This window comes from Ruminococcus sp. RTP21484sp1_RTP21281st1_A8_RTP21281_210402 (genome assembly GCF_040914025.1).
Classification (GTDB): Bacteria; Bacillota; Clostridia; order Lachnospirales; family Lachnospiraceae; genus Blautia_A; species Blautia_A faecis.
Genome location: NZ_JBCPGE010000008.1, coordinates 38,481 through 58,047, shown reverse-complemented (window position 1 = coordinate 58,047; position 19,567 = coordinate 38,481). Strand labels below are relative to the sequence as shown.

The window sequence follows — 19,567 nt, the reverse complement described above, 5'->3', positions numbered from 1 at the left end:
GCAGGATATGCAGGTTTTAAAGCTCCCTATAAAAAGAAAGCATTTTCGCCCGGATATTTTCTCGAAAATGCTTCCTTTTACGGTTATTCTCCCACACTTCTTCTCAACGCAAACATAAAAATCTTCTCAAATCCCACACTCACTGCAATAATGACAATTGTCCATGCAAACAGGTCTGGTGTCTCCAGATACACCTTGGCTTTGTATAATTTTTCACCGATGGAACCAGCAGGAATACCGATTACTTCAGCCGCAATTCCCGCTTTCCAACAGAGACCAAGTCCCAGTTTACAGGCAGTAACTGCATATGGCATAACCTGGGAAAGATAGATAAATTGTAATTTTTTTCCCACACCCGCGCCAAAGGAATCTGCCATCTCCAGAAGCTGTTTGTCCGTCTGCCTGATTCCTTCCAGAATATTTGTATATACCACTGGAAAAACCATGAGAAACGAAATAAAAACGGATAAGTTTCTGGATGGGATCCAGATCAGGCACAAAATGATAAAAGAAGCAACCGGCGTAGCTTTTATCACCATGATCAATGGCTCCATCAGCACTTCCACAGCAAAAAAAGCAGAAGAAAGTGCCGCCAGAACTATTCCCAGGATCAAAGCCAGAGAAAATCCCAGTATAATCCTTACGAAACTGAATACCACAGATTTCCAGAAATCTCCCATTACAATCAATTCGGTAAGTCTCTTTATAACAGAAACAGGAGATGCCAGAAGGATCTCCTGTTTCAGATACATACTGGTCAGCTGCCATACCATAATCCATACGGCAGCTGCCACAATTTTATAAAATATCCGATATTTTTTTGCCTTATCAGCGTTTATAATAGAAGTCCTCATCTGGTAACTGACCTCCGATTGTTTCCGGATTCTGCTCATTTAGTGTGTTCAGATAGCCGGAAAGAATGGTCTGCATTTCGTCGCCCTCCATGAATACAATACTGCATTCCGGAATGGCTTTTGCTGCAACTTCTGCCGGAATAATATCATGGTTTCCAATAATCTGGGCAGCTGCTTCTGTATCAGAATTTACAAATTCTACAGAGTCCTTATATGCATCCATAAACGCATCAATATCTGCTTCATGCTCTTTCAGATAATCATTTCTGGCAATTACAACACCTGTTACCAGCCTGCTTCCATCTGTTGCAGAAGACTCCCAAAGCTCATTCAGGTCAAGGGCCACACGAAGGTTCTCATTCTTCATAAGTGCAGTGGTTACAAAAGGCTGTGGAAGAAGTCCAACTGCTGTCTGGTCTTCTGCAAGCGCTGCTACAACCTCTGCATGCTCAGACTTGTACTCAATGGTCACATCCTTCTCCGGATCCAGTCCATTAGACTTCAGAACAGAGTTTAACGCATACTCCGGAGTCGCACCTTTACCACTGGCATAGATCGTTTTTCCCTTTAAATCATCTACAGACTGGATGGAATCACCATTCTCCACCAGATAAAGAACACCAAGAGTATTTACTGCCAGAACGCTGACGTTTTTATCTGTTTTCTGATATAAAACGGAGGCTAAATTGGATGGAACAGCTGCTACATCTACCTGTCCCTGAACGATCATTGGAACAATTTCATCTGGAGATGCAGCAAGGGAAAACTCGTAATTCTCATCGTCCAGAAGCTGTGCCATTCCCATTGCAGTAGGACCCTTCAGTGCCCCAATTTTCATTACAGAACTGTCTGAATCCGTCTCATCAGCCGGCTTTTCTGATGTCTCATCTGCCGCTTTCGTTTCTTCATTCTGTTCTTCTGCCAATACAATATTTGCGCTTCCAATACCTCCAGCCATTGTTCCAACACCAAGTGCAGCTGCCATAAACCATGATAATGCTCTTCTCTTCATAGAATGTCCTTTCCGGATCTTTACCTGATCCCATCAGTTCGTAATAGGTTACTGTTCACTGGTAACATTCCGCGAGGTGTTTTTTGTGAACAAAGTTCACAGAAAACCCGAGAGTTGCGGCGCGAAATCATGCAAAGCATGATTTCTGTGCATCGCGAAGCGTGTTACTGTGAACGGAGTGAACAGTAACCGTAATAGAAAATATACTGCTGCAGCAGTCAGATATTTGTCTCTTGGATTTATAGTCAAACTATATGCGTCATAATCATTATCCAGATCAAAACATGGAATTCAGGAAAAAGAGAAATTCAGTTTCGTCACAGTCAAAATAATCCGGTTCTACCCATATCATGCTTTATACTGCCTGAAGAAAAGGGTCAGACTGTCCAGGGCCTTGGCAAGGACAAGCGCTTCCTTCTCGTCCAGTACATCAAGCACTGCATCTGTCATTTTGCGGTGAAATTCCGCATGGTGATGATATGCCTTTCTTCCTTTCAGGGTGAGATGGATAAATACCACACGGCGATCCTGCTCACTTCGCTCCCTTGTGGCGTATCCCTTTTTTACAAGGCTGTTCATGGAAGTAGTCAGGGAACCTACGGTGATATTCAGTTTGGCCGCAATGTCGGACATTTTGTTCCCACCAAGGCCTACAGCTTCAATAATATGCATATCATTATTCGTGATATCCTTATATTCTTCCGTAATGATTGCCTGCTCTTCCAGCTCCATAATCTCGTTAAACAGATGTACCAGTACATCATTAATAACTTCCCTGTTCTCCACTCTTTTCTCTCCTATAATGTGACAACATTATTTTCTATAAAACATTCAAGCAAATATTTACGGTAAGTATATCACAATTTGATATGTTTTTCTACAATTTTACAAATTTCGAAAACGCTTATAGCGCTTATTCAGTAATTTTTCCGGATCAAGCAACTGATAAGTTTCCAGGAATTCTTCTATTCTGTTTTTCAACTCTTCCATGGTATCTGCCATATTTTCTCTGGTAAGAGGCTGATTCTCAGGGATTACCTGCTCAATAATTCCAAGGTCCTTCAGATCTACGGCTGTCAGCTTCATTACTTCTGCGGCTTCCTTTGCCCGTGTGCTGTCTTTCCACAAAATAGATGCAAAGCCTTCTGGGGAAAGAATTGAATAAATGGAATTCTCCATCATCCAGACCTGATCACCTGCGGCAAGAGCAAGGGCCCCACCGCTGCCACCTTCTCCAATTACAATAGAAAGCACCGGAACTTTAAGGCTGGAGAGCTCATACAGATTTCGGGCAATTGCCTCTCCCTGGCCCCGTTCTTCCGCCTCCAGTCCACAAAACGCCCCGGGTGTATCCACAAGGCAGATCACTGGTCTGTGGAATTTTTCTGCCTGCTTCATAAGACGCAGGGATTTTCGGTAGCCTTCCGGAGAAACCATGCCAAAATTATGGGCAATATTCTCTTTTGTACCATTTCCTTTTTCCTGGGCGATCACAGTTACAGGCTTTCCTGCAAGGTATGCAATACCGCCAATCAGAGCCGGATCATCGCCAAAAAGTCTATCTCCATGAAGCTCTATAAAGTAATCAAACAGCCAGGGAAGATAATCTTTTCCTGTTGGGCGTTCTTTGCTTCGTGCAAGAGAAACATGCTCCCAGGCAGATTTTTTTGCTGTGATTTTCGTCGTAAAATCCACATTTAATTTGTTGTTTACAGACATGCCGTCAGCTGAATCAGATTTTTTTTCTGAAATCTTCTCTGCATTTTCCTGTCCTTCCAGACTTTCCGCACAATCATTTTTACAATGCATTTTCAAGAGTCTGGCCAGTGTTTCTTTCATGTTCTTTCGTTCTGCAATCTGATCAATAAATCCATGTTCCAACAGAAATTCTGAACTCTGAAATCCTTTAGGAAGCTTCTGCCGGATCGTTTGTTCTATCACTCTGGGACCTGCAAAACCAATTAATGCACCTGGTTCTGCCAGGATAATATCTCCCAACATGGCAAAGCTTGCTGTCACACCACCGGTAGTTGGATTCGTAAGGACACTGATATAAAGAAGCCCGGAATCGCTGTGTCTTTTTAAAGCTGCGGAAGTCTTTGCCATCTGCATCAGGGATACAATTCCTTCCTGCATTCTGGCACCTCCTGAGCAGGCAAAAAGCACTACAGGCAGACGTTCCTGTGTTGCCCTTTCCACTGCTCTGGCAATTTTTTCTCCCACATTTTCTCCCATACTAGCCATGAGAAAACGGCTGTCACACACTCCAAGCACTACAGATATTCCGCCTATTTTTGCCTTTCCTGTGACAATTGCTTCGTCCAGGTTTGTCTTTTCCTGAAGCTTTTTTACCTTCTCTTCGTACCCTTTATAGGACAAAGGATTACTTATTGGCATTACCTTATCCCACTCTTCAAAGGTTCCTTCATCTGCCAGCATTTCGATTCTTCTCCTTGCATGAACACGGAAATAATTGCCGCAATGCGGACAGATATAGGCATTCTTTTTCACCTCATCTACAAATACAGCGGCCTTGCAGGCATTGCATTTCTTCAGCATACCATCCGGCACTTCTGGTTTCATTTCTTTATCTGCACCTGCAGATTTGTTTGCAATTGTACGTTTAAAGGCATATCTAAGCTTCATTTACCTTCACTCCTCCGATCTGATGACTCTCCAGAAAGCCGATATCAAATACACCTTTCTGATAGTCCGGATCGTTCATAATTTCAAACTGATAGTCTACATTTGTATCAACACCCTGAATGATCATTTCTCCCAGAGCGCTTTTCATTTTTGCAATTGCTTCCTCACGGTTATTGCCGTGTACGATCAGCTTTGCAAGCATGGAATCATAATACGGTGGAATCTGATAACCATTGTAAATTCCTGTATCTACCCGGATTCCCTGGCCTCCGGGAAGATGAAGATCCGTGATTGTTCCAGGTGACGGGCGAAAATTTTTCCATGGATTTTCGGCATTAATACGACATTCTATAGCATGTCCCTGAATATGAATATCTTCCTGGGAAAAAGGCAGAGCTTCCCCGGAAGCAATCCTTAACTGCTCCTTAACCAGATCCAGACCGGTAACCCATTCTGTCACAGGATGCTCAACCTGAATACGGGTATTCATCTCCATAAAATAAAATTTCCCTGTCTTTTCAAGGAGAAATTCAATGGTTCCGGCATTTACATAATGTGCTGCTTTCGCCGCTTTTACTGCTGCAATTCCCATCTCTTTCCGCAGCTCTTCTGACACTGCCATAGAAGGAGATTCTTCAATCATTTTCTGATGATTTCGCTGAATCGAACAGTCCCTTTCTCCAAGGTGTACTACATTTCCATGACTGTCTGCAAGGATCTGAAATTCAATATGTCTGGGATGTTCCACAAAATGCTCGATATACATGGTTCCATCTCCAAATGCGATCTGAGATTCCTTCTGGGCTGTAAGAAATGCCAGTTCAAAATCCTCCGGAGAGAAGGCAGTTCTCATACCTTTTCCACCGCCTCCAAGAGCTGCTTTTATGATAACCGGATAGCCAATCTGACTGGCCTCTCTTGCTCCTGTTTCCACATCCAGAATAGCTTTTGTAGTGCCGGGGATTACTGGAACTCCTGCTGCTTCCATGGTATTTCTGGCAATCTGTTTGTTTCCCAGATTCTGGATTACCTGTGATGGAGGTCCCACAAAAGTGATGCCGCACTGCTCACAAATCTGGGCAAATCTGGCATTTTCAGATAAGAAGCCAAATCCAGGATGTATTGCATCTGCACCGGATACTATGGCGGCACTGATAATACTTTCCATATTCAGATAACTTTTAACAGAAGGTCCCGGTCCAATACAGATGGCTTCGTCTGCAAGCTGCGTATGCAGGCTTTCTTTGTCTGCCTCAGAATACACTGCAACTGCTTCTATTCCCATTTCCCGACAGGCGCGGATGATCCTTACGGCAATTTCTCCGCGATTGGCAATTAATAACTTTCTGATCATAATTTCACCCTTCCGAGTATCGTTATATATATCTATCTAGCCCACCATAAAAGTAAGTTCCGCTTTCACTACAACCTTTCCATCCACAGTTGCCACAGCCTCTCCAACACCCATAGGCCCTTTCTGTTTCATGACTTTCATTTCCAGTTTTAGCTTATCTCCAGGCTGAACTTTCCCTTTAAACCGGCACTTATCAATGCCGCCAAAGTAAGCAATCCTGCCTTTGTTTTCAGGCTTGGAAAGAATCGCGACCGCACCTGTCTGTGCCAGTGCCTCCACGATCAGAACGCCTGGCATTACCGGCTCCTGGGGAAAATGTCCTTTAAAAAAATCCTCCCGGAATGTGACACATTTATAGCCAACAGCAAATTCTCCCGGTTCATAATCTTCGATGTAGTCAACCAAAAGGAACGGGTGACGATGAGGAAGAATTTCCTCAATTTGTTTTATATTTAAGTGATTCATATCTGCTCCTATTTCATTGAAAAACGAATGTGTTTATCCTATTTTTGATAAAATGGTCTGCGTGTCAAAAGGGATTCTGACCTTTTAACATGGATATTATAAAATTTAGCTTCTTTTTATATCAACGGATTACAAATAACGGCTGTCCATACTCTACAGGCTGACCGTTTTCAACCAGAATTTCTGCAACTTCTCCATCAAAATCGCTTTCAATATCGTTCATCAGTTTCATAGCTTCTACAATAGCAAGAATCTGTCCTTTTTTTACTATATCTCCCACTTTTACAAAGGCAGGAGCATCCTCAGATGGAGCTGCATAGAATGTTCCTACCAGAGGAGATTTCACAGTATTTCCTGTTGGTTCTCCGTTAGAAATCACTGTATCTGAAGCCTGTTTTTTCTCACTTGCAGAAAGTTCTTTATCCGCCATTTTTCTATCTGGAACCTGTTCCGAAATGCTATATTTTTCTCCATATACGAAACCTTTTTCTCCTGTTTCAGCACCCGATAATATGTTATTTTGCATGGTTCCAGGTATGATCACAGGTGCAATTTTATTATTTAAAGTCAGTTTCACTCCATCACTTTCATAGCAGAAAGACTCCAGATGAGAAGCTGATACATGGTCAACCAACTTTAATATCTGTTCAAATTCCATGATTTTTTCTCCTTATTTACAGCAATTTCTGCAGCAATTCATACTTTAAATGTAGCTGTTCAGTACCTTCAAAGTTACAGGCTTCGCAAACTGATATTACTCACTTTTACCTGTATTTTTTCATTAAAAGTACTGCGTTATGTCCACCAAATCCAAGAGAATTACTCATAGCATAATTTACTTCCTGCCGTGTTGGTCCGCCGATACAATAATCGAGATCCAACTCTTCTTCTGTCTCCTTTGTGCCTACAGTCTGATGAATAAAACCTTCCTCAATGGACTTCACACAGACAACAGCTTCCACACCTCCGGCGGCTCCTAAAAGATGTCCGATCATAGATTTGGTAGAATTAATTTTTACCTTCTTAGCCGCATCTCCAAGGGCTGCTTTAATGGCTCTTGTTTCAAAAAGATCGTTGTGGTGTGTACCTGTTCCGTGCGCATTAATGTAGTCGATTTCTTCTGGCTGTATACCAGCTTCTTTCATGGCATCCATCATAGCACGTGCCGCTCCGCTGCCGTCTTCAATCGGAGACGTAATGTGGTAGGCATCGGCAGTTGCGCCATATCCCACTACCTCAGCATAGATCTTCGCACCACGTGCTTTTGCATGCTCAAGTTCCTCCAGAACAACAACTCCGGCTCCTTCTCCAATTACAAAACCGCCTCTTTCTTTATCGAATGGAATGGACGCACGATATGGATCCTGACTGGTGCTAAGGGCAGTCAGATTCGTGAATCCAGCCACACCAACCGGGCTGATCGCACCTTCCGTTCCCCCTGCGATCATAACCTCTGCATCACCATACTGGATTGCACGAAATGCATCTCCGATACAATGTGTTCCAGACGCACAGGCAGTCACTACGTTGGTGCATTTTCCCCTTGCACCAAGAGCAATGGATACGTTTCCAGCGGCCATATTGCTGATCATTTTGGGAACAAGAAGAGGGTCAACCTTGGATGGTCCGCGCTGGATCAGTCTCTGATCTGCAGATTCCATTGCCTGAAGGCTTCCAATTCCGGATCCCACGATCACTCCGACACGGAAAGGATCTTCTTTTCCCATTTCAATTCCTGCATCTGCCATAGCCTCCTTTGCTGCAGCCACTGCATATTGGGAAAACAGTTCCATTCGTTTGGCAGATTTGAAATCCATATAATCTTTTGCATTAAAATCTTTTACTTCTGCCGCAAGCTTCACCTTAAAATCTGCAGTATCAAATCTGGTAATTTCTCCAATTCCTACCTTACCTGTTTTTACACTTTCCCAGAAGGCCTGCACATTATTTCCCACAGGTGTTACTGCTCCAAGTCCAGTCACCACTACACGTCTTTTACTCATAACATTCCTCCGTCTACGCACAAAACCTGCCCTGTAATATATCTGGCTTCCGGTGATGCCAGGAATGCTACTGCCTTGGCTACATCCTCCGGTTCACCATAAGTTCCCATAGGAATATTCTTCAAGGTTTCTTCTTTTACCTTATCAGAAAGTACATCTGTCATGTCCGTTCTGATAAAGCCAGGAGCAACGGCATTTACGGTAATTCCTCTTGATGCAAGTTCCTTTGCTGCAGTCTTTGTGAGACCGATCACACCTGCTTTTGAGGCTGCATAATTAGCCTGTCCGGGGTTTCCGCCGAGGCCAACAATGGATGCCATATTTACAATGCGTCCGCTTTTCTGCTTCAACATCTGTCTGGCCACATGACGAATGCAGTTAAAAGTTCCTTTAAGATTTGTATCTATAACCCTGCAGAAATCATCCTCACTCATTGCCATCAGAAGCCCGTCTTTTGTAATTCCTGCGTTATTCACCAAGATATCTATCTGTCCATATTTTTTTACTGTTTCTTTAATAAAAGCGCCGCAGGCATCAAAGTCAGATACGTTGCACTGACTGGTTTCAGCCGAACCTCCGGCAGCAATAATCTCTGCTTTCACTGCCTCTGCTTTTTCTTTTGAACCATTATAATTTATAACTACAAATGCTCCCTTAGCAGCAAGCTCAAGAGCAATTGCTCTTCCGATTCCACGGGAAGCACCTGTTACAACTGCAATCTTTTTTTCTGCATTCATTCCTTGTTTTACTCCTGTAAAGTCAGGTGAATATCATATTTTTCCAGCACGACAAACATTAACTTTCCCCTTGTTAACCACTTCTGAATTTCTCCGTATCGGCTGCTTCTGATAATACCTGTATTGTTTTAATTAACTGTTTTTGATCTTATTTTCTACTGTGTATAAGATCTGAAATCTGCTCAAGATCTTCCACATTCTGAATATTATAGGTCTTCATTTCCGGCGCTATTTTCTTCATAAAACCAGCCAGAGTCTTTCCAGGGCCAATCTCTGCGAAGGTATCCACACCCTCCTGAATCATCTTTTCCACACTCTGCTGCCAGAGAACAGAGGAAGAAATCTGCCTTGCAAGAAGATCTTTTGTCTCTCTGATGTCTGTCACATACTGGGCAGTCACATTGGTCACATAAGGAATCTTCAGACCGGAAAATTCCACTTTTGACAGTTCTTTTTCCAGTTCTTTTCCTGCATTTTGAAGCAAAGAGGAATGAAAAGGGCCACTTACTGCAAGGGAAAGTACACGTCTTGCACCGGCTTCTTTCAGCTTCACAGAAGCTTCTTCTACAGCAGGTTTTGGTCCTGTGATAACAATCTGTCCAGGGCAGTTGTAATTGGCAATTTCAGCCTTTGTTCCTGCAATTGCGTTCTGGATCTTATCTGCATCAAGACCTATAACAGCTGCCATAGAGCCTTCTCCTGCCGGCACTGCGTGTTCCATAAGGATTCCTCTTTTTCGCACAGTTACTATGGCATCTTTCATACTCATTCCACCTGAAACAGCAATGGCACAGTACTCTCCAAGGCTTAATCCGGCAGTTATATCCGGATGAAGCCCACACTCCTCCACCACTTTTTCCATTGCAAGACAGGTGGTTACCAGTGCTGCCTGCGTATATTCTGTAAGGTTTAATCTATCATTTTTTTCAAAGCAAAGAGCTTTCATATCCAGAGAAAGCCATTGACTTGCCTGGTCAAAAACCTGTCTGGCAGAAGGATACTTTTCATAAAAATCCTGTCCCATTCCAGCCTTCTGTGCTCCCTGTCCAGGGAAAAGAAATGCGATCTTACTCATAAATTCCAGTTCCTTTCAACAACGCATCCGTCTCTTTTACCAGCTTTCTGATCAGTTCCTGACAGCTCATCTGCTCCTTCACAAGTCCTGCACTCTGACCAGCCATAACGCTTCCCATTTTCACATCTCCGTCTACAACAGCACGGCGCAGGCTGCCAAGCGTCATCTGCTCCAGTTCCTCAAACGGAACTCCTTCTGCCTCTTTTTTCAAGTATTCTTTTGTCATCTGATTGCGGAGAGCACGTACCGGATGACCGGTGGAACGACCGGTTACCTTTGTATCAATGTCCTTTGCTTTCAGTATCATATCTTTGTAATTCTGATGTGCCCAGCACTCTGTGGTTGCCACAAAATGAGTTCCCATCTGAACGGCTTTTGCACCAAGCATGAAGGCTGCTGCAATCCCTCTTCCGTCTGCGATTCCACCAGCTGCAATAACCGGAATGTTCACTGCATCTACGACCTGAGGCACCAGAACCATTGTGGTTGTCTCACCGATATGGCCGCCGGATTCACATCCTTCTGCCACTACAGCATCCGCTCCGCATCGCTCCATTCTCTTTGCGTGAGCCACAGAAGCAATAACCGGAATGATCTTTACTCCTGCTTCTTTCCACATTTTCATGTATTTCTCAGGGTTTCCTGCACCGGTTGTAACCACTGGAACTTTTTCTTCCACAATTACCTGTGCAATCTCATCTGCATATGGACTCATCAGCATAATATTCACACCAAAAGGTTTATCGGTCAGTTTTTTTACCTCCCGTACCTGCTGACGAACCCAGTCTGCAGGAGCGCTTGCGGCTCCAATCAGCCCCAGTCCGCCAGCTGCTGAAACAGCTGCTGCCAGATGATATTCTGCCACCCAGGCCATGCCGCCCTGAATGATCGGGTATTCAATTCCAAGTAATTCTGTAACTTCTGTTTTCATGAAATTCTCCATTCTGTAATTCCGTTATACCATGCCCGCCTATGGCAAATACATGCCGGAATCATCCTTTAAATAACTTATATTTCCTGACATTCCGGCTGATTATTTCTATATACTGCCAAAGTCTGAATACAAAATTTTCAAATTACTGGCGACTCTGAAGATAGCTTTCCACATCACCGATGGTCTTAATATTCTCAAGATCTTCAGTAGGAATCTCTACCTCAAACTCTTCCTCCAGTGCCATTACCATCTCAAAAAGATCAAGGGAATCTGCTCCGAGATCTTCTTTGAAAGATGTTTCTGCTGTCATTGTACTTACGTCTGCTCCTAATGAATCTGCTGCGATTTCTTTGATTTTTTCTAACATTTTTTTGTTCTCCTTATTTTGTTTTTTAGATTTTCAAATCCATTTTTCAACTTTTTATGATTCAAAGCTTTACATGGTTGCTGTTCACTTTATATGACCAGAGTGTGTTTGAAAAAGACATTCTGCAAAATATACTGTAAAATAGGGCGCGCAGATTGCGGAAATGATTTTCAAAACGCTCTCTAACAACCTGTATTTATCAGCCTGAATTACCTTATTTCCAGAGCAAAGCAGCTTTTTTATCTGCTATAGTTTTATTTTTCAAAGCCCTGATACACATTTTTACCACTGAAGCAGGCTGGCTCCATAGGTAAGTCCACCGCCAAATCCTGAAAGGATAATCCAGTCTCCTGAATTTAATCTGCCTTTTTTATTCCACTCATCCAGGAGAAGCGGAATGCTTGCGGAGGATGTATTTCCCAGATTTTCTATATTCATCGGATACTTTTCCAAAGGTTCGTTCATGTGTTTTGACACTGAAGCAACGATTCTTTTATTCGCCTGATGAAGCATGTAAAAGCGGATTTCTTCTTTTGTTTTTCCTGCTTTTTCCAGCACCTCCATAATCACTTCCGGAACTTTGGAAACTGCAAATTTGAATACTTCTTTTCCATCCATCTGCATGTATGTTGAAGAAATATCTGCGTCTTTTTCTATAAATTGCTGCTGATTGCGGCTGACACAGGTAAGGGCTTTGCCTCTGCTTCCAATAGAATGAACAGCCTGGATATAGACTGCATTTTCTTCCGCTTCCAGAACCACCGCACCGGCACCATCGCCAAACAATACACAGGTACTTCTGTCCTCCCAGTTTGTAAGATGGGAAAGAGTTTCTGAACCGATTACCAATGCCTTGCGATAAATCTGCTGCCCCAGATAGGCTTGAGCTGTATTCAATGCCAACAGAAATCCTGTGCATGCACCGTTCAGATCAAAGCAGGCTGCGTTCACTGCACCGATCAGTTTCTGCACTTCACAGGCAGCACATGGCATAATCCTTTCAGATGACATGGTAGACACCAGGAGCAATTCAATCTCTTCCGGTCGCATTCCTGCATCTGAAAGAGCTTCCTCAGCCGCACGAGCTGCCATATAAGCAACGGTCTCTCCACCGCTTGCAATATGTCTTTGACCGATTCCGGTTCGCCCACGAATCCACTCATCACTTGTATCCATCATGTGGGACAGTTTGTCATTGTCCCACACCTGAACCGGCCTGTAGGAACCGGTTCCCTTTATTTTTCCAACCATAATACCCTCCAGGTATGTTGTGTAGTTCTTATTTTTAATTTAAAATAGTTTGATTATCAAAGTATATCACATTTTTGGACTTTGTCAATAAAAAAATACTGTCAAAACCAAAACTTTATTTTGTTTCGGTTCTGACAGTATTTTGGGGTTATTTCTTTACTTTGACTTTGCAGGTAATTTTTTTGTTTCCTGACTTCACTGTAATTGTAGCTGTTCCTTTCTTTTTCGCAACTATTTTTCCTTTTGAATTTACTGCTGCTACTTTGGAATTGGAACTTTTATAAGTTACTTTTTGCTGGCTGGTGACTGGTGTGAGAGTGACTCTCAGCTGAAAGCTTTTTCCTTTTTTGGCAAGGATTATATTCCGTTTATTCACGGAAACAGACGTTGTTTTTACAATGCCTTTCTGCACTTTTACCTGGAAAATCCTGCGGCTTCCGTTGGTATAAGTGATAGTTACCGTTGCTTTTCCGGCTTTTTTCCCAGTGATTTTGCCCTTCTTATCCACTTTGACAATTTTCTTATTGGTGGTGCGGACTGACTTTATTTTACCACCGGACTTGTAGGTTTGTTTTACCCGTAAGGTAAGTGTGGTGGTAGTTTGCACGGGTGTCGCAGTCGGCACTGGGGTTGCAGTCGGGATTGGAGTGACGCTTACAGTGGGTATCGGTGCTACGCTCGCGGTTGGGGTCGGTTCCGCACTTACGATCGGCGTCGGTTTCACGCTTACGGTCGGAGTCGATTCCGCACTTGCAGTCGGGGTCGGAGCCACACTTACGGTTGACGTCGGTTTCACGCTTACGGTCGGAGTCAGTTCCGCACTTGCAGTCGGAGTCGGTTCTACGCTTACGGTCGGAATCGGTTCTGCACTTACGGTTGGCGTCGGTTTCACGCTTACGGTCGGAGTCGGTTCCGCACTTGCAGTCGGAATCGGTTCTACGCTTACGGTCGGAGTCGGTTCTGCACTTACGGTTGGAGTGGGTATCACGCTTACGGTTGGGGTCGGTTCCGCACTTACAGTCGGGGTCGGTTCCGCACTTACAGTCGGGGTCGGTTCCGCACTTACCGCCGCAGTTGGTGTCACTGTAGGCACAACTGTAACTGCGGGCTCATTTTTCCCCTTATTATCTGCATAACTCTCTTCTGCCAGAACCGGCAAAATAAACACAGGACCAGCCGTTTCTGCTGAAGTAGTAGAAAAACTGGTATACTCCACACGCTCCTCACCAATGGTAATATATTGCCCCTTTGTAGCCCTTCCTACCAGCAAATATCGTGAAGATGGCGAGGTTCCCACATCATCCCATGTGGCATCCACCAGATACCAGTTTCCATCATCCATCTGTACATAATTCCACATGTGCGCTCCAGGAGTTCCTGAAGAAGTCCCCCTGGCTGTTCCGCTGATACAGGCACAATTTATTCCCATATAATAGCAGAAAATTTTCATGGATTTCGCATAGCCTTCGCAGACAAATGCAGGATCTGCATCCAGAAACAACGAGGCGGCAGAATGCACCCACAAAGTATTATCGTTCCTGTAAGTAACTCTCTGACAGATATAATCATGAATCCGCTTTATTTTCTGCTCCATATCCATGCCCACAGTCTGCTCATTCAGCTCTGCAACAGCACTCTGAACACCACCCATAAAATCCCCCATTCGAGTATGGGAATTCTCACTGATTTCCCTGTTCGCCGGTTTGAAGGTGAAATTCTTAAAGGTTCCCCTGTATCCGGTAGAAGAGGACCCATCCCGAACACAGCTGACCCGGTATCCATAGTTGCTGCCCCTGAACCAGAATGCCTGTGGATAATCATAGGAAAAAGCATCTGAAGCTGCCTGAATGGCTGTTTTCACATCATTGGTAGCCTGTACATAGCTTTCTCCTTTTCTCTGAAAACTGCCATCCTCAACAACTGCTTCAAATGTAATGGTATTAGGAAATTCAAAAGGAAAATCAACACTGTCCAGATACTGGCTGTAATCCACCACATAATTCTGCACCAGAAGATCATACAAGGCCTTTGCATTTCCATCCAGCTGGGCACCATAGCTGTCCGTGTAATAGTCCAGAGAAAAAAGGCTGATGCCGCTGTCAACGGAATCTCCCGCAATAGCACCGGAGATGATCTCACCAGATTCTACGCTCACAATCTGTTTTTCATCTTCTGCATGAATTTCTTCAGAACTGACAAAACTTTCAATTCCCAAATCCTCGGAATCTGTTTCTGACACAAATTCTTCTATGCCAGAACTTTCATCGATCCAATCCTCAGCTAGGGCAATTCCCGGATCCATTGAAAGAAATATAGCCAGAAGCAAACCTATTCCCTTTTTCTTATTTCTCATTTTACTCCTTTTTTTCTTTATTACAAAGCTTTTCCAACTATCAAAAATTTATAAATGCATTCACTGCATAAGAGCAATCCAGCACCAAGCGAAACCTGATAATAATACGTTCTTGTCATTTTCACCTGTATTCGATCACCCCATAGTGCATAAGCAAATGGTAAGAACAAAGGCAAAAAATACCGAGCCTGCACTCCCTGAATGCAGTCTTCACCTATTGGCGAAAAAGTAAGATACATAGCAAGCCACACAAGCACTACAGATGCTACCGTTGCTACAATGCAATACCCCCGAAAAGTTCTTTTTTTATAAATGAATCTGGGTTCCCCCTGTGGTTCCACAAGAAAAATAAGCAGAAGCAAGGGCAGTAATATCAGTGCCCAAACCTCTTTTAAGGTTCCAAGAATATACAAATTCAAAAACATCTGATTGCAGACCAGCGTAGTGTTTTCAACTTCATCTCCGGCATTTCGAAAATTATCAAAGGAAAATATCTCTTGAATGAGCATTTTTCCAAAAGCTAACGGATGCTCTGCAATATTCAGAAGCTGACCTGACACTCCTGTATCTCCGCCCCTCGGATCTCCCAGATAATTAAGATTTCCCTCTGCCATATTATACAGTAACGGCTTCATTTTTATTGTCGCCACTCCAGCTATCAGCAAAATAGAAATTCCAAGAATCAGCACACATATATGGCGGTTTCTCTTTGAATTCAATAGCGGTTTCACTCGTTCCCAAATACATGGAACAAGAAGAAACATCAAGGGAAAATACACCGGTTTGGCCACACAACCCATTCCAATAAATGCCGCAGAAACAACCAGGTTTCTCACTTTCCTGGTCTCCTTTTTTCTTTCAAGTTCATTCACACAAAGCACAACGCCCAAAGTAATACAGGAGAAGCAGACTCCATCATAAGTATACATGCTGCTCTGGAAAATCACAGTAGGCATTATTCCCACAACTGCGATCAGAATTTTTTTGCGATGTGCTATAAAAATTGCAAAAGCGGTTATTGCAGCGCAGAAAATAAGGTTGCCCATACGTCCCAGAATATAATTATCGGTATAAGAAAGCCCTATTTTTTCTCCAAAATGATAAGCAAGAATCATTGGAAAATGAGTAATATAATTCTTAATTCCTCTAGGGACTTCATAACTTCCTGCATCCTTTTTTGCCTCTTCATCCAGATAATTTTTCATCATACATTGTTCCTCGGCAGTATTCGCAGAGGTCCAGCTATTTCTGGAAAAATTAAATGCTACAGCCGAATTTAGCTGAATAGTTGAGGAAAAACCAGTATTATGTACCGTAGAATAATGCACTTCCTCATCCCAGGTCACTGCATAAGCCCCGGAGGTCACTGCAAGGATACTCCCAAATCCCAATGCCGCAATCAGATAAATTGCCCAGATATTCCTCAATAGCAACCGCTTTTCAAACAAAATAAGTATGCCAAGAAAACTCACCAGCCAGAAAAAGAACATTCTGATCTTATTAAAATTCACTTCATTGGAATAAGAAATACTGGTAAGATGGATTTTAGAAGGATGATTAAATGTAATTTGAATTTGCTTTACCTTCTGGTTAATATTGGTAAAAGCTGCATCCAGTTCAGGATACATGGAATCTTTCAATTTCACCTCTTTCTCTTTTCCAAAATCATTTACAGTTACTATTTTTATATGATAAGTGTTTTTCTTATCTGCAGTTCCCTGCAAGATTAGTTTCTTTATGTAAACTGGTTCTTCCAGTTCTTTCTGGTAAATCAGCTTACCTTTAGAAGTTATAGTATTCTCACTGATCATAACCGGTTCATAACCAGCTGTTAATGCATGGTAATTGAAAGCCAGTTCCACAAATATAGTGATCAAAGCAGCTGCTATTATCTCTATAATAAAGCGAATAATTGAAGATTTCCGCCATATCTCATTTTTTTTTGCCATGTTTATTTCTTTATTCAAATTATTCTTTTCTCCGTAATTTTTTCTTAATAAAACGTACACTCTCCTTCAGCTTCCCTACTTCATCCAAACAAAGCCAGCAACCAACTCGCTGTTCCTGGTAAAAACGAACCGACAATTTGATATTCTAGTAGGCTTTCATATACTTAAAATAAGTTGCAAAAAATCCTGCAAGTCTTTTCGACAACGGATATTTACATATTTCTTTTGTACTTTTCCACTTGAAAACCTGATTTCTCTACCCAGTTGTAAATGCTGTAATGTACACATTCCAACACTCCGGAACGAAACACCGTCTTTCTCTCTTCTACCTGAAGATACTGACCATATGTATAAAAATTGTGGTTCTCATCCACCGCCATACCTGCACAATGTCTGGCGCACCCTCGCAATCTTTCTCTTTCTTTTATGAAGTGATATTCTCTTCCCATAAGCGTAGCCAGTTGAACAGGGGCTCTACATCTAATTCTGATATATTTTATGTTCCACGGTAAACGCCTTATAATCAACACCGCTATACTCCAAAAGCGCCATCATAGGTTCGCTCCAAATTCTGCAATATAATTTTAAAATAAGTGACTATCTTATTAAACCGATGACCATCATCTGACTGCTGTTCCATCTCAAGAATCAACTGACTCACCTCATATCCGGTTTTCATTTCCCAAAAAGGGCTGGTCCATTATGATAAATTGTTTGCTGAAAGTCATTTCTTTTCTTCAACAATGTAATTGTACTGCTCCTGTATCCTCTGCAGTTCCATTTCAAAGTCCTGCCGGTTCTTCTGAACCATTGTCTGCAGGACCAGTCCGGAAAACAATGACTGAATTGCTCCCAAAACAGCAAAACCACATACGATCAGAGTAGGAATTTTTCCCACGCGTCCGGTTTCAAGGAAGGTTACAAATACCGGGATAAAGAATCCAATTCCAAGGATCAAAAGCACTGCTGCCACCAGTCCGAAGAATGCCATTGGCTTATAATTGCGGTATAATTTGGCTATGGTTTTCAGTACCCGGAAGCCATCTGAATATGTATTCAGTTTGGATTCACTGCCTTCGGGACGATCTCTGTACTCAATCACTTCATTTTCGATATACATGTTCTTATCAACTGCGTGAATGCTCATTTCAGTCTCAATCTCAAACCCCTTGGATAATACAGGGAAGGACTTTACAAACTGGTAGCTGAATGCTCTGTAGCCTGTCATGATGTCGTTTATCTGGGTTTTAAACATAATGTTAATGCATTTACGCACCAGACTGTTTCCAAAATTATGAAATGGTCGCTTGTTCTCTGTAAAATAAGTGGAGGACAGACGATCTCCCACTACCATATCAACTTTTTTATTCAATACTTTCTCAACCATTGAAGGGGCAAATTCTGCGGGATAAGTATCATCTCCGTCTGCCATGATATAACACTGTGCATCAATTTCACGAAACATTCTGCGAATAACGTTTCCTTTGCCCTGCTGATATTCATATCTGACTACAGCTCCTGCTCTGCGGGCAATTTCATCTGTATGGTCAGTGGAATTATTATCGTATACATATATTACCGCTTCCGGCAATACTTTCTTGAAATCGGTTACAACCTTTTCTATGGTTTTGCTCTCGTTGTAACAGGGAATTAGTACTGCTATTTTATCCATTTTAAATGTTTTCCTTTCCGGTGATTCTTAAGTAAGTTTTCTTTACGCAAAAAATCCGTCGATTGTCTTGTAGCTTTATTTTACTACATAGGCAATCGGCGGGCAAGGGGATTGTTCCCCAAACTATCCGATCAATACTTTTTTCCCCTCAATGTGAACCTCCAGAAATTTTCCGCCTAAAACTCGCACCACAGCCGCAGTTGTGGTGCATTCCTTGTCTATTCCTTTGTTTCTCTCTCAGTTTCTTCCACATTCAGGAAGTTCATTATCTCCTCATAAGACCGTCCACTCTTTACAATTGCTGACAGGATTTCATCTTTCCTTATCGTATCCCGCTTGTCCAATAGCTCTTTCAAAACTGCGGTTGCATGGTCATATCTTTTCTTCGCTGCGATCACATCCGCTTCCACTTTGTAAAGCGTACATTCGCAATCCGCTTCTCTACTTGCTCATGAACGCAGTCGCTTCGCGATCTGTCAGTGGGAGCTTTCAATTCCCACTGACAGAAGCATCCCCCTCACCTGCTGCTTAGTGCTCCGCACACTTGAAGCGGGGGAATGCTTATCTGCGTTCAATCTTTTCATCCAGGGCTTGATCTCCTACTTTTTACTGTAAGCTTTTCCGTCACTGTAATAAATATGAAAGTTCCTTTTTTTCGTGTCTCCCTCGCATAAAAAACGCTTCACTATCATACCGTATACATCATACCTGTCAACATATTTCCCCCGGCTGTTCTCAAAACCGCCCTGATTTTCCTCTATGATTCCACGGATAAAGTCCTTCATTCCCTTCTTTTTCCGACGTGTGATTTTTCGTAAGTGACTCAAAACCACTATATTACATTATATCAGGAGAAACGTCTGGAGTCACTACACCATGTTTTAAGACACTTACA

19 protein-coding genes are annotated in these 19,567 nt (G+C 42.6%); all 19 read right to left on the bottom strand.

Features of this window, described 5'->3' with window-relative positions:
• Window positions 1-83 precede the first annotated feature (83 nt).
• The 19 genes from AB5170_RS05610 to AB5170_RS05520 all read right to left on the bottom strand — a co-directional run bounded on the left by AB5170_RS05610 (window position 84) and on the right by AB5170_RS05520 (window position 19,457).
• Window positions 84-854, bottom strand: coding sequence for an ABC transporter permease (locus AB5170_RS05610; protein WP_173770910.1), 771 nt, complete (start codon window positions 852-854; stop codon window positions 84-86).
• Window positions 829-1,866: an ABC transporter substrate-binding protein gene (locus AB5170_RS05605; RefSeq protein ID WP_173770911.1), complete on the bottom strand. Its 1,038-nt coding sequence runs from the start codon at window positions 1,864-1,866 to the stop codon at window positions 829-831. The genes AB5170_RS05610 and AB5170_RS05605 overlap by 26 nt, the downstream gene beginning before the upstream one ends.
• Before the next feature lie 348 nt (window positions 1,867-2,214).
• Window positions 2,215-2,652, bottom strand: coding sequence for a MarR family winged helix-turn-helix transcriptional regulator (locus AB5170_RS05600; RefSeq protein WP_330382748.1), 438 nt, complete (start codon window positions 2,650-2,652; stop codon window positions 2,215-2,217).
• Window positions 2,653-2,751: 99 nt separating this feature from the next.
• The gene (locus AB5170_RS05595; RefSeq protein ID WP_173770912.1) at window positions 2,752-4,512 is read right to left on the bottom strand and encodes an acetyl-CoA carboxylase carboxyltransferase subunit alpha; all 1,761 of its coding nucleotides are present in this window, start codon (window positions 4,510-4,512) and stop codon (window positions 2,752-2,754) included.
• Window positions 4,502-5,866 (bottom strand): acetyl-CoA carboxylase biotin carboxylase subunit, encoded by a 1,365-nt coding sequence (locus tag AB5170_RS05590; RefSeq protein WP_148462174.1) that lies wholly within the window; start codon window positions 5,864-5,866, stop codon window positions 4,502-4,504. The genes AB5170_RS05595 and AB5170_RS05590 overlap by 11 nt, the downstream gene beginning before the upstream one ends.
• 36 nt (window positions 5,867-5,902) lie before the next feature.
• On the bottom strand, window positions 5,903-6,331 hold the full coding sequence (fabZ, locus tag AB5170_RS05585) for a 3-hydroxyacyl-ACP dehydratase FabZ (protein ID WP_118578791.1): 429 nt from the start codon (window positions 6,329-6,331) through the stop codon (window positions 5,903-5,905).
• A gap of 121 nt (window positions 6,332-6,452) precedes the next feature.
• The gene (accB, locus tag AB5170_RS05580; RefSeq protein ID WP_173770913.1) at window positions 6,453-6,989 is read right to left on the bottom strand and encodes an acetyl-CoA carboxylase biotin carboxyl carrier protein; all 537 of its coding nucleotides are present in this window, start codon (window positions 6,987-6,989) and stop codon (window positions 6,453-6,455) included.
• Window positions 6,990-7,095: 106 nt separating this feature from the next.
• On the bottom strand, window positions 7,096-8,334 hold the full coding sequence (gene fabF / locus AB5170_RS05575; protein ID WP_173770914.1) for a beta-ketoacyl-ACP synthase II: 1,239 nt from the start codon (window positions 8,332-8,334) through the stop codon (window positions 7,096-7,098).
• The gene (gene fabG, locus AB5170_RS05570; RefSeq protein WP_118578785.1) at window positions 8,331-9,071 is read right to left on the bottom strand and encodes a 3-oxoacyl-[acyl-carrier-protein] reductase; all 741 of its coding nucleotides are present in this window, start codon (window positions 9,069-9,071) and stop codon (window positions 8,331-8,333) included. The genes fabF and fabG overlap by 4 nt, the downstream gene beginning before the upstream one ends.
• A 148-nt stretch (window positions 9,072-9,219) precedes the next feature.
• Window positions 9,220-10,146 carry an ACP S-malonyltransferase gene (gene fabD / locus AB5170_RS05565; protein ID WP_173770915.1) on the bottom strand — a complete coding sequence of 309 codons (927 nt, stop codon included), beginning with the start codon at window positions 10,144-10,146 and terminating at the stop codon, window positions 9,220-9,222.
• Window positions 10,139-11,077, bottom strand: coding sequence for an enoyl-[acyl-carrier-protein] reductase FabK (gene fabK, locus AB5170_RS05560; protein WP_118578783.1), 939 nt, complete (start codon window positions 11,075-11,077; stop codon window positions 10,139-10,141). Before fabK ends, fabD begins: the two co-directional genes overlap by 8 nt.
• A gap of 145 nt (window positions 11,078-11,222) precedes the next feature.
• Window positions 11,223-11,447: an acyl carrier protein gene (gene acpP / locus AB5170_RS05555; RefSeq protein WP_118578781.1), complete on the bottom strand. Its 225-nt coding sequence runs from the start codon at window positions 11,445-11,447 to the stop codon at window positions 11,223-11,225.
• A 282-nt stretch (window positions 11,448-11,729) separates the two neighbouring features.
• Window positions 11,730-12,698, bottom strand: coding sequence for a beta-ketoacyl-ACP synthase III (locus AB5170_RS05550; RefSeq protein WP_173770916.1), 969 nt, complete (start codon window positions 12,696-12,698; stop codon window positions 11,730-11,732).
• 148 nt (window positions 12,699-12,846) lie between these two features.
• Entirely contained in the window at window positions 12,847-15,051 is a 2,205-nt protein-coding gene (locus tag AB5170_RS05545) for an Ig-like domain-containing protein (RefSeq protein WP_173770917.1), read from the bottom strand.
• A gap of 20 nt (window positions 15,052-15,071) precedes the next feature.
• The gene (locus AB5170_RS05540) at window positions 15,072-17,000 is read right to left on the bottom strand and encodes a DUF2142 domain-containing protein (protein WP_173770918.1); all 1,929 of its coding nucleotides are present in this window, start codon (window positions 16,998-17,000) and stop codon (window positions 15,072-15,074) included.
• 212 nt (window positions 17,001-17,212) lie between these two features.
• Window positions 17,213-17,449, bottom strand: a complete 237-nt coding sequence (locus AB5170_RS05535; protein WP_173770919.1) for a hypothetical protein — start codon at window positions 17,447-17,449, stop codon at window positions 17,213-17,215.
• Window positions 17,450-17,724: 275 nt separating this feature from the next.
• A complete protein-coding gene (locus AB5170_RS05530; protein WP_173770920.1) occupies window positions 17,725-18,672 on the bottom strand; it encodes a glycosyltransferase family 2 protein in 948 nt (315 codons plus the stop codon).
• A 218-nt stretch (window positions 18,673-18,890) separates the two neighbouring features.
• Window positions 18,891-19,070, bottom strand: coding sequence for a hypothetical protein (locus AB5170_RS05525; protein WP_226836596.1), 180 nt, complete (start codon window positions 19,068-19,070; stop codon window positions 18,891-18,893).
• A gap of 201 nt (window positions 19,071-19,271) precedes the next feature.
• The gene (locus AB5170_RS05520) at window positions 19,272-19,457 is read right to left on the bottom strand and encodes a hypothetical protein (protein WP_148462163.1); all 186 of its coding nucleotides are present in this window, start codon (window positions 19,455-19,457) and stop codon (window positions 19,272-19,274) included.
• Window positions 19,458-19,567: the final 110 nt, after the last annotated feature.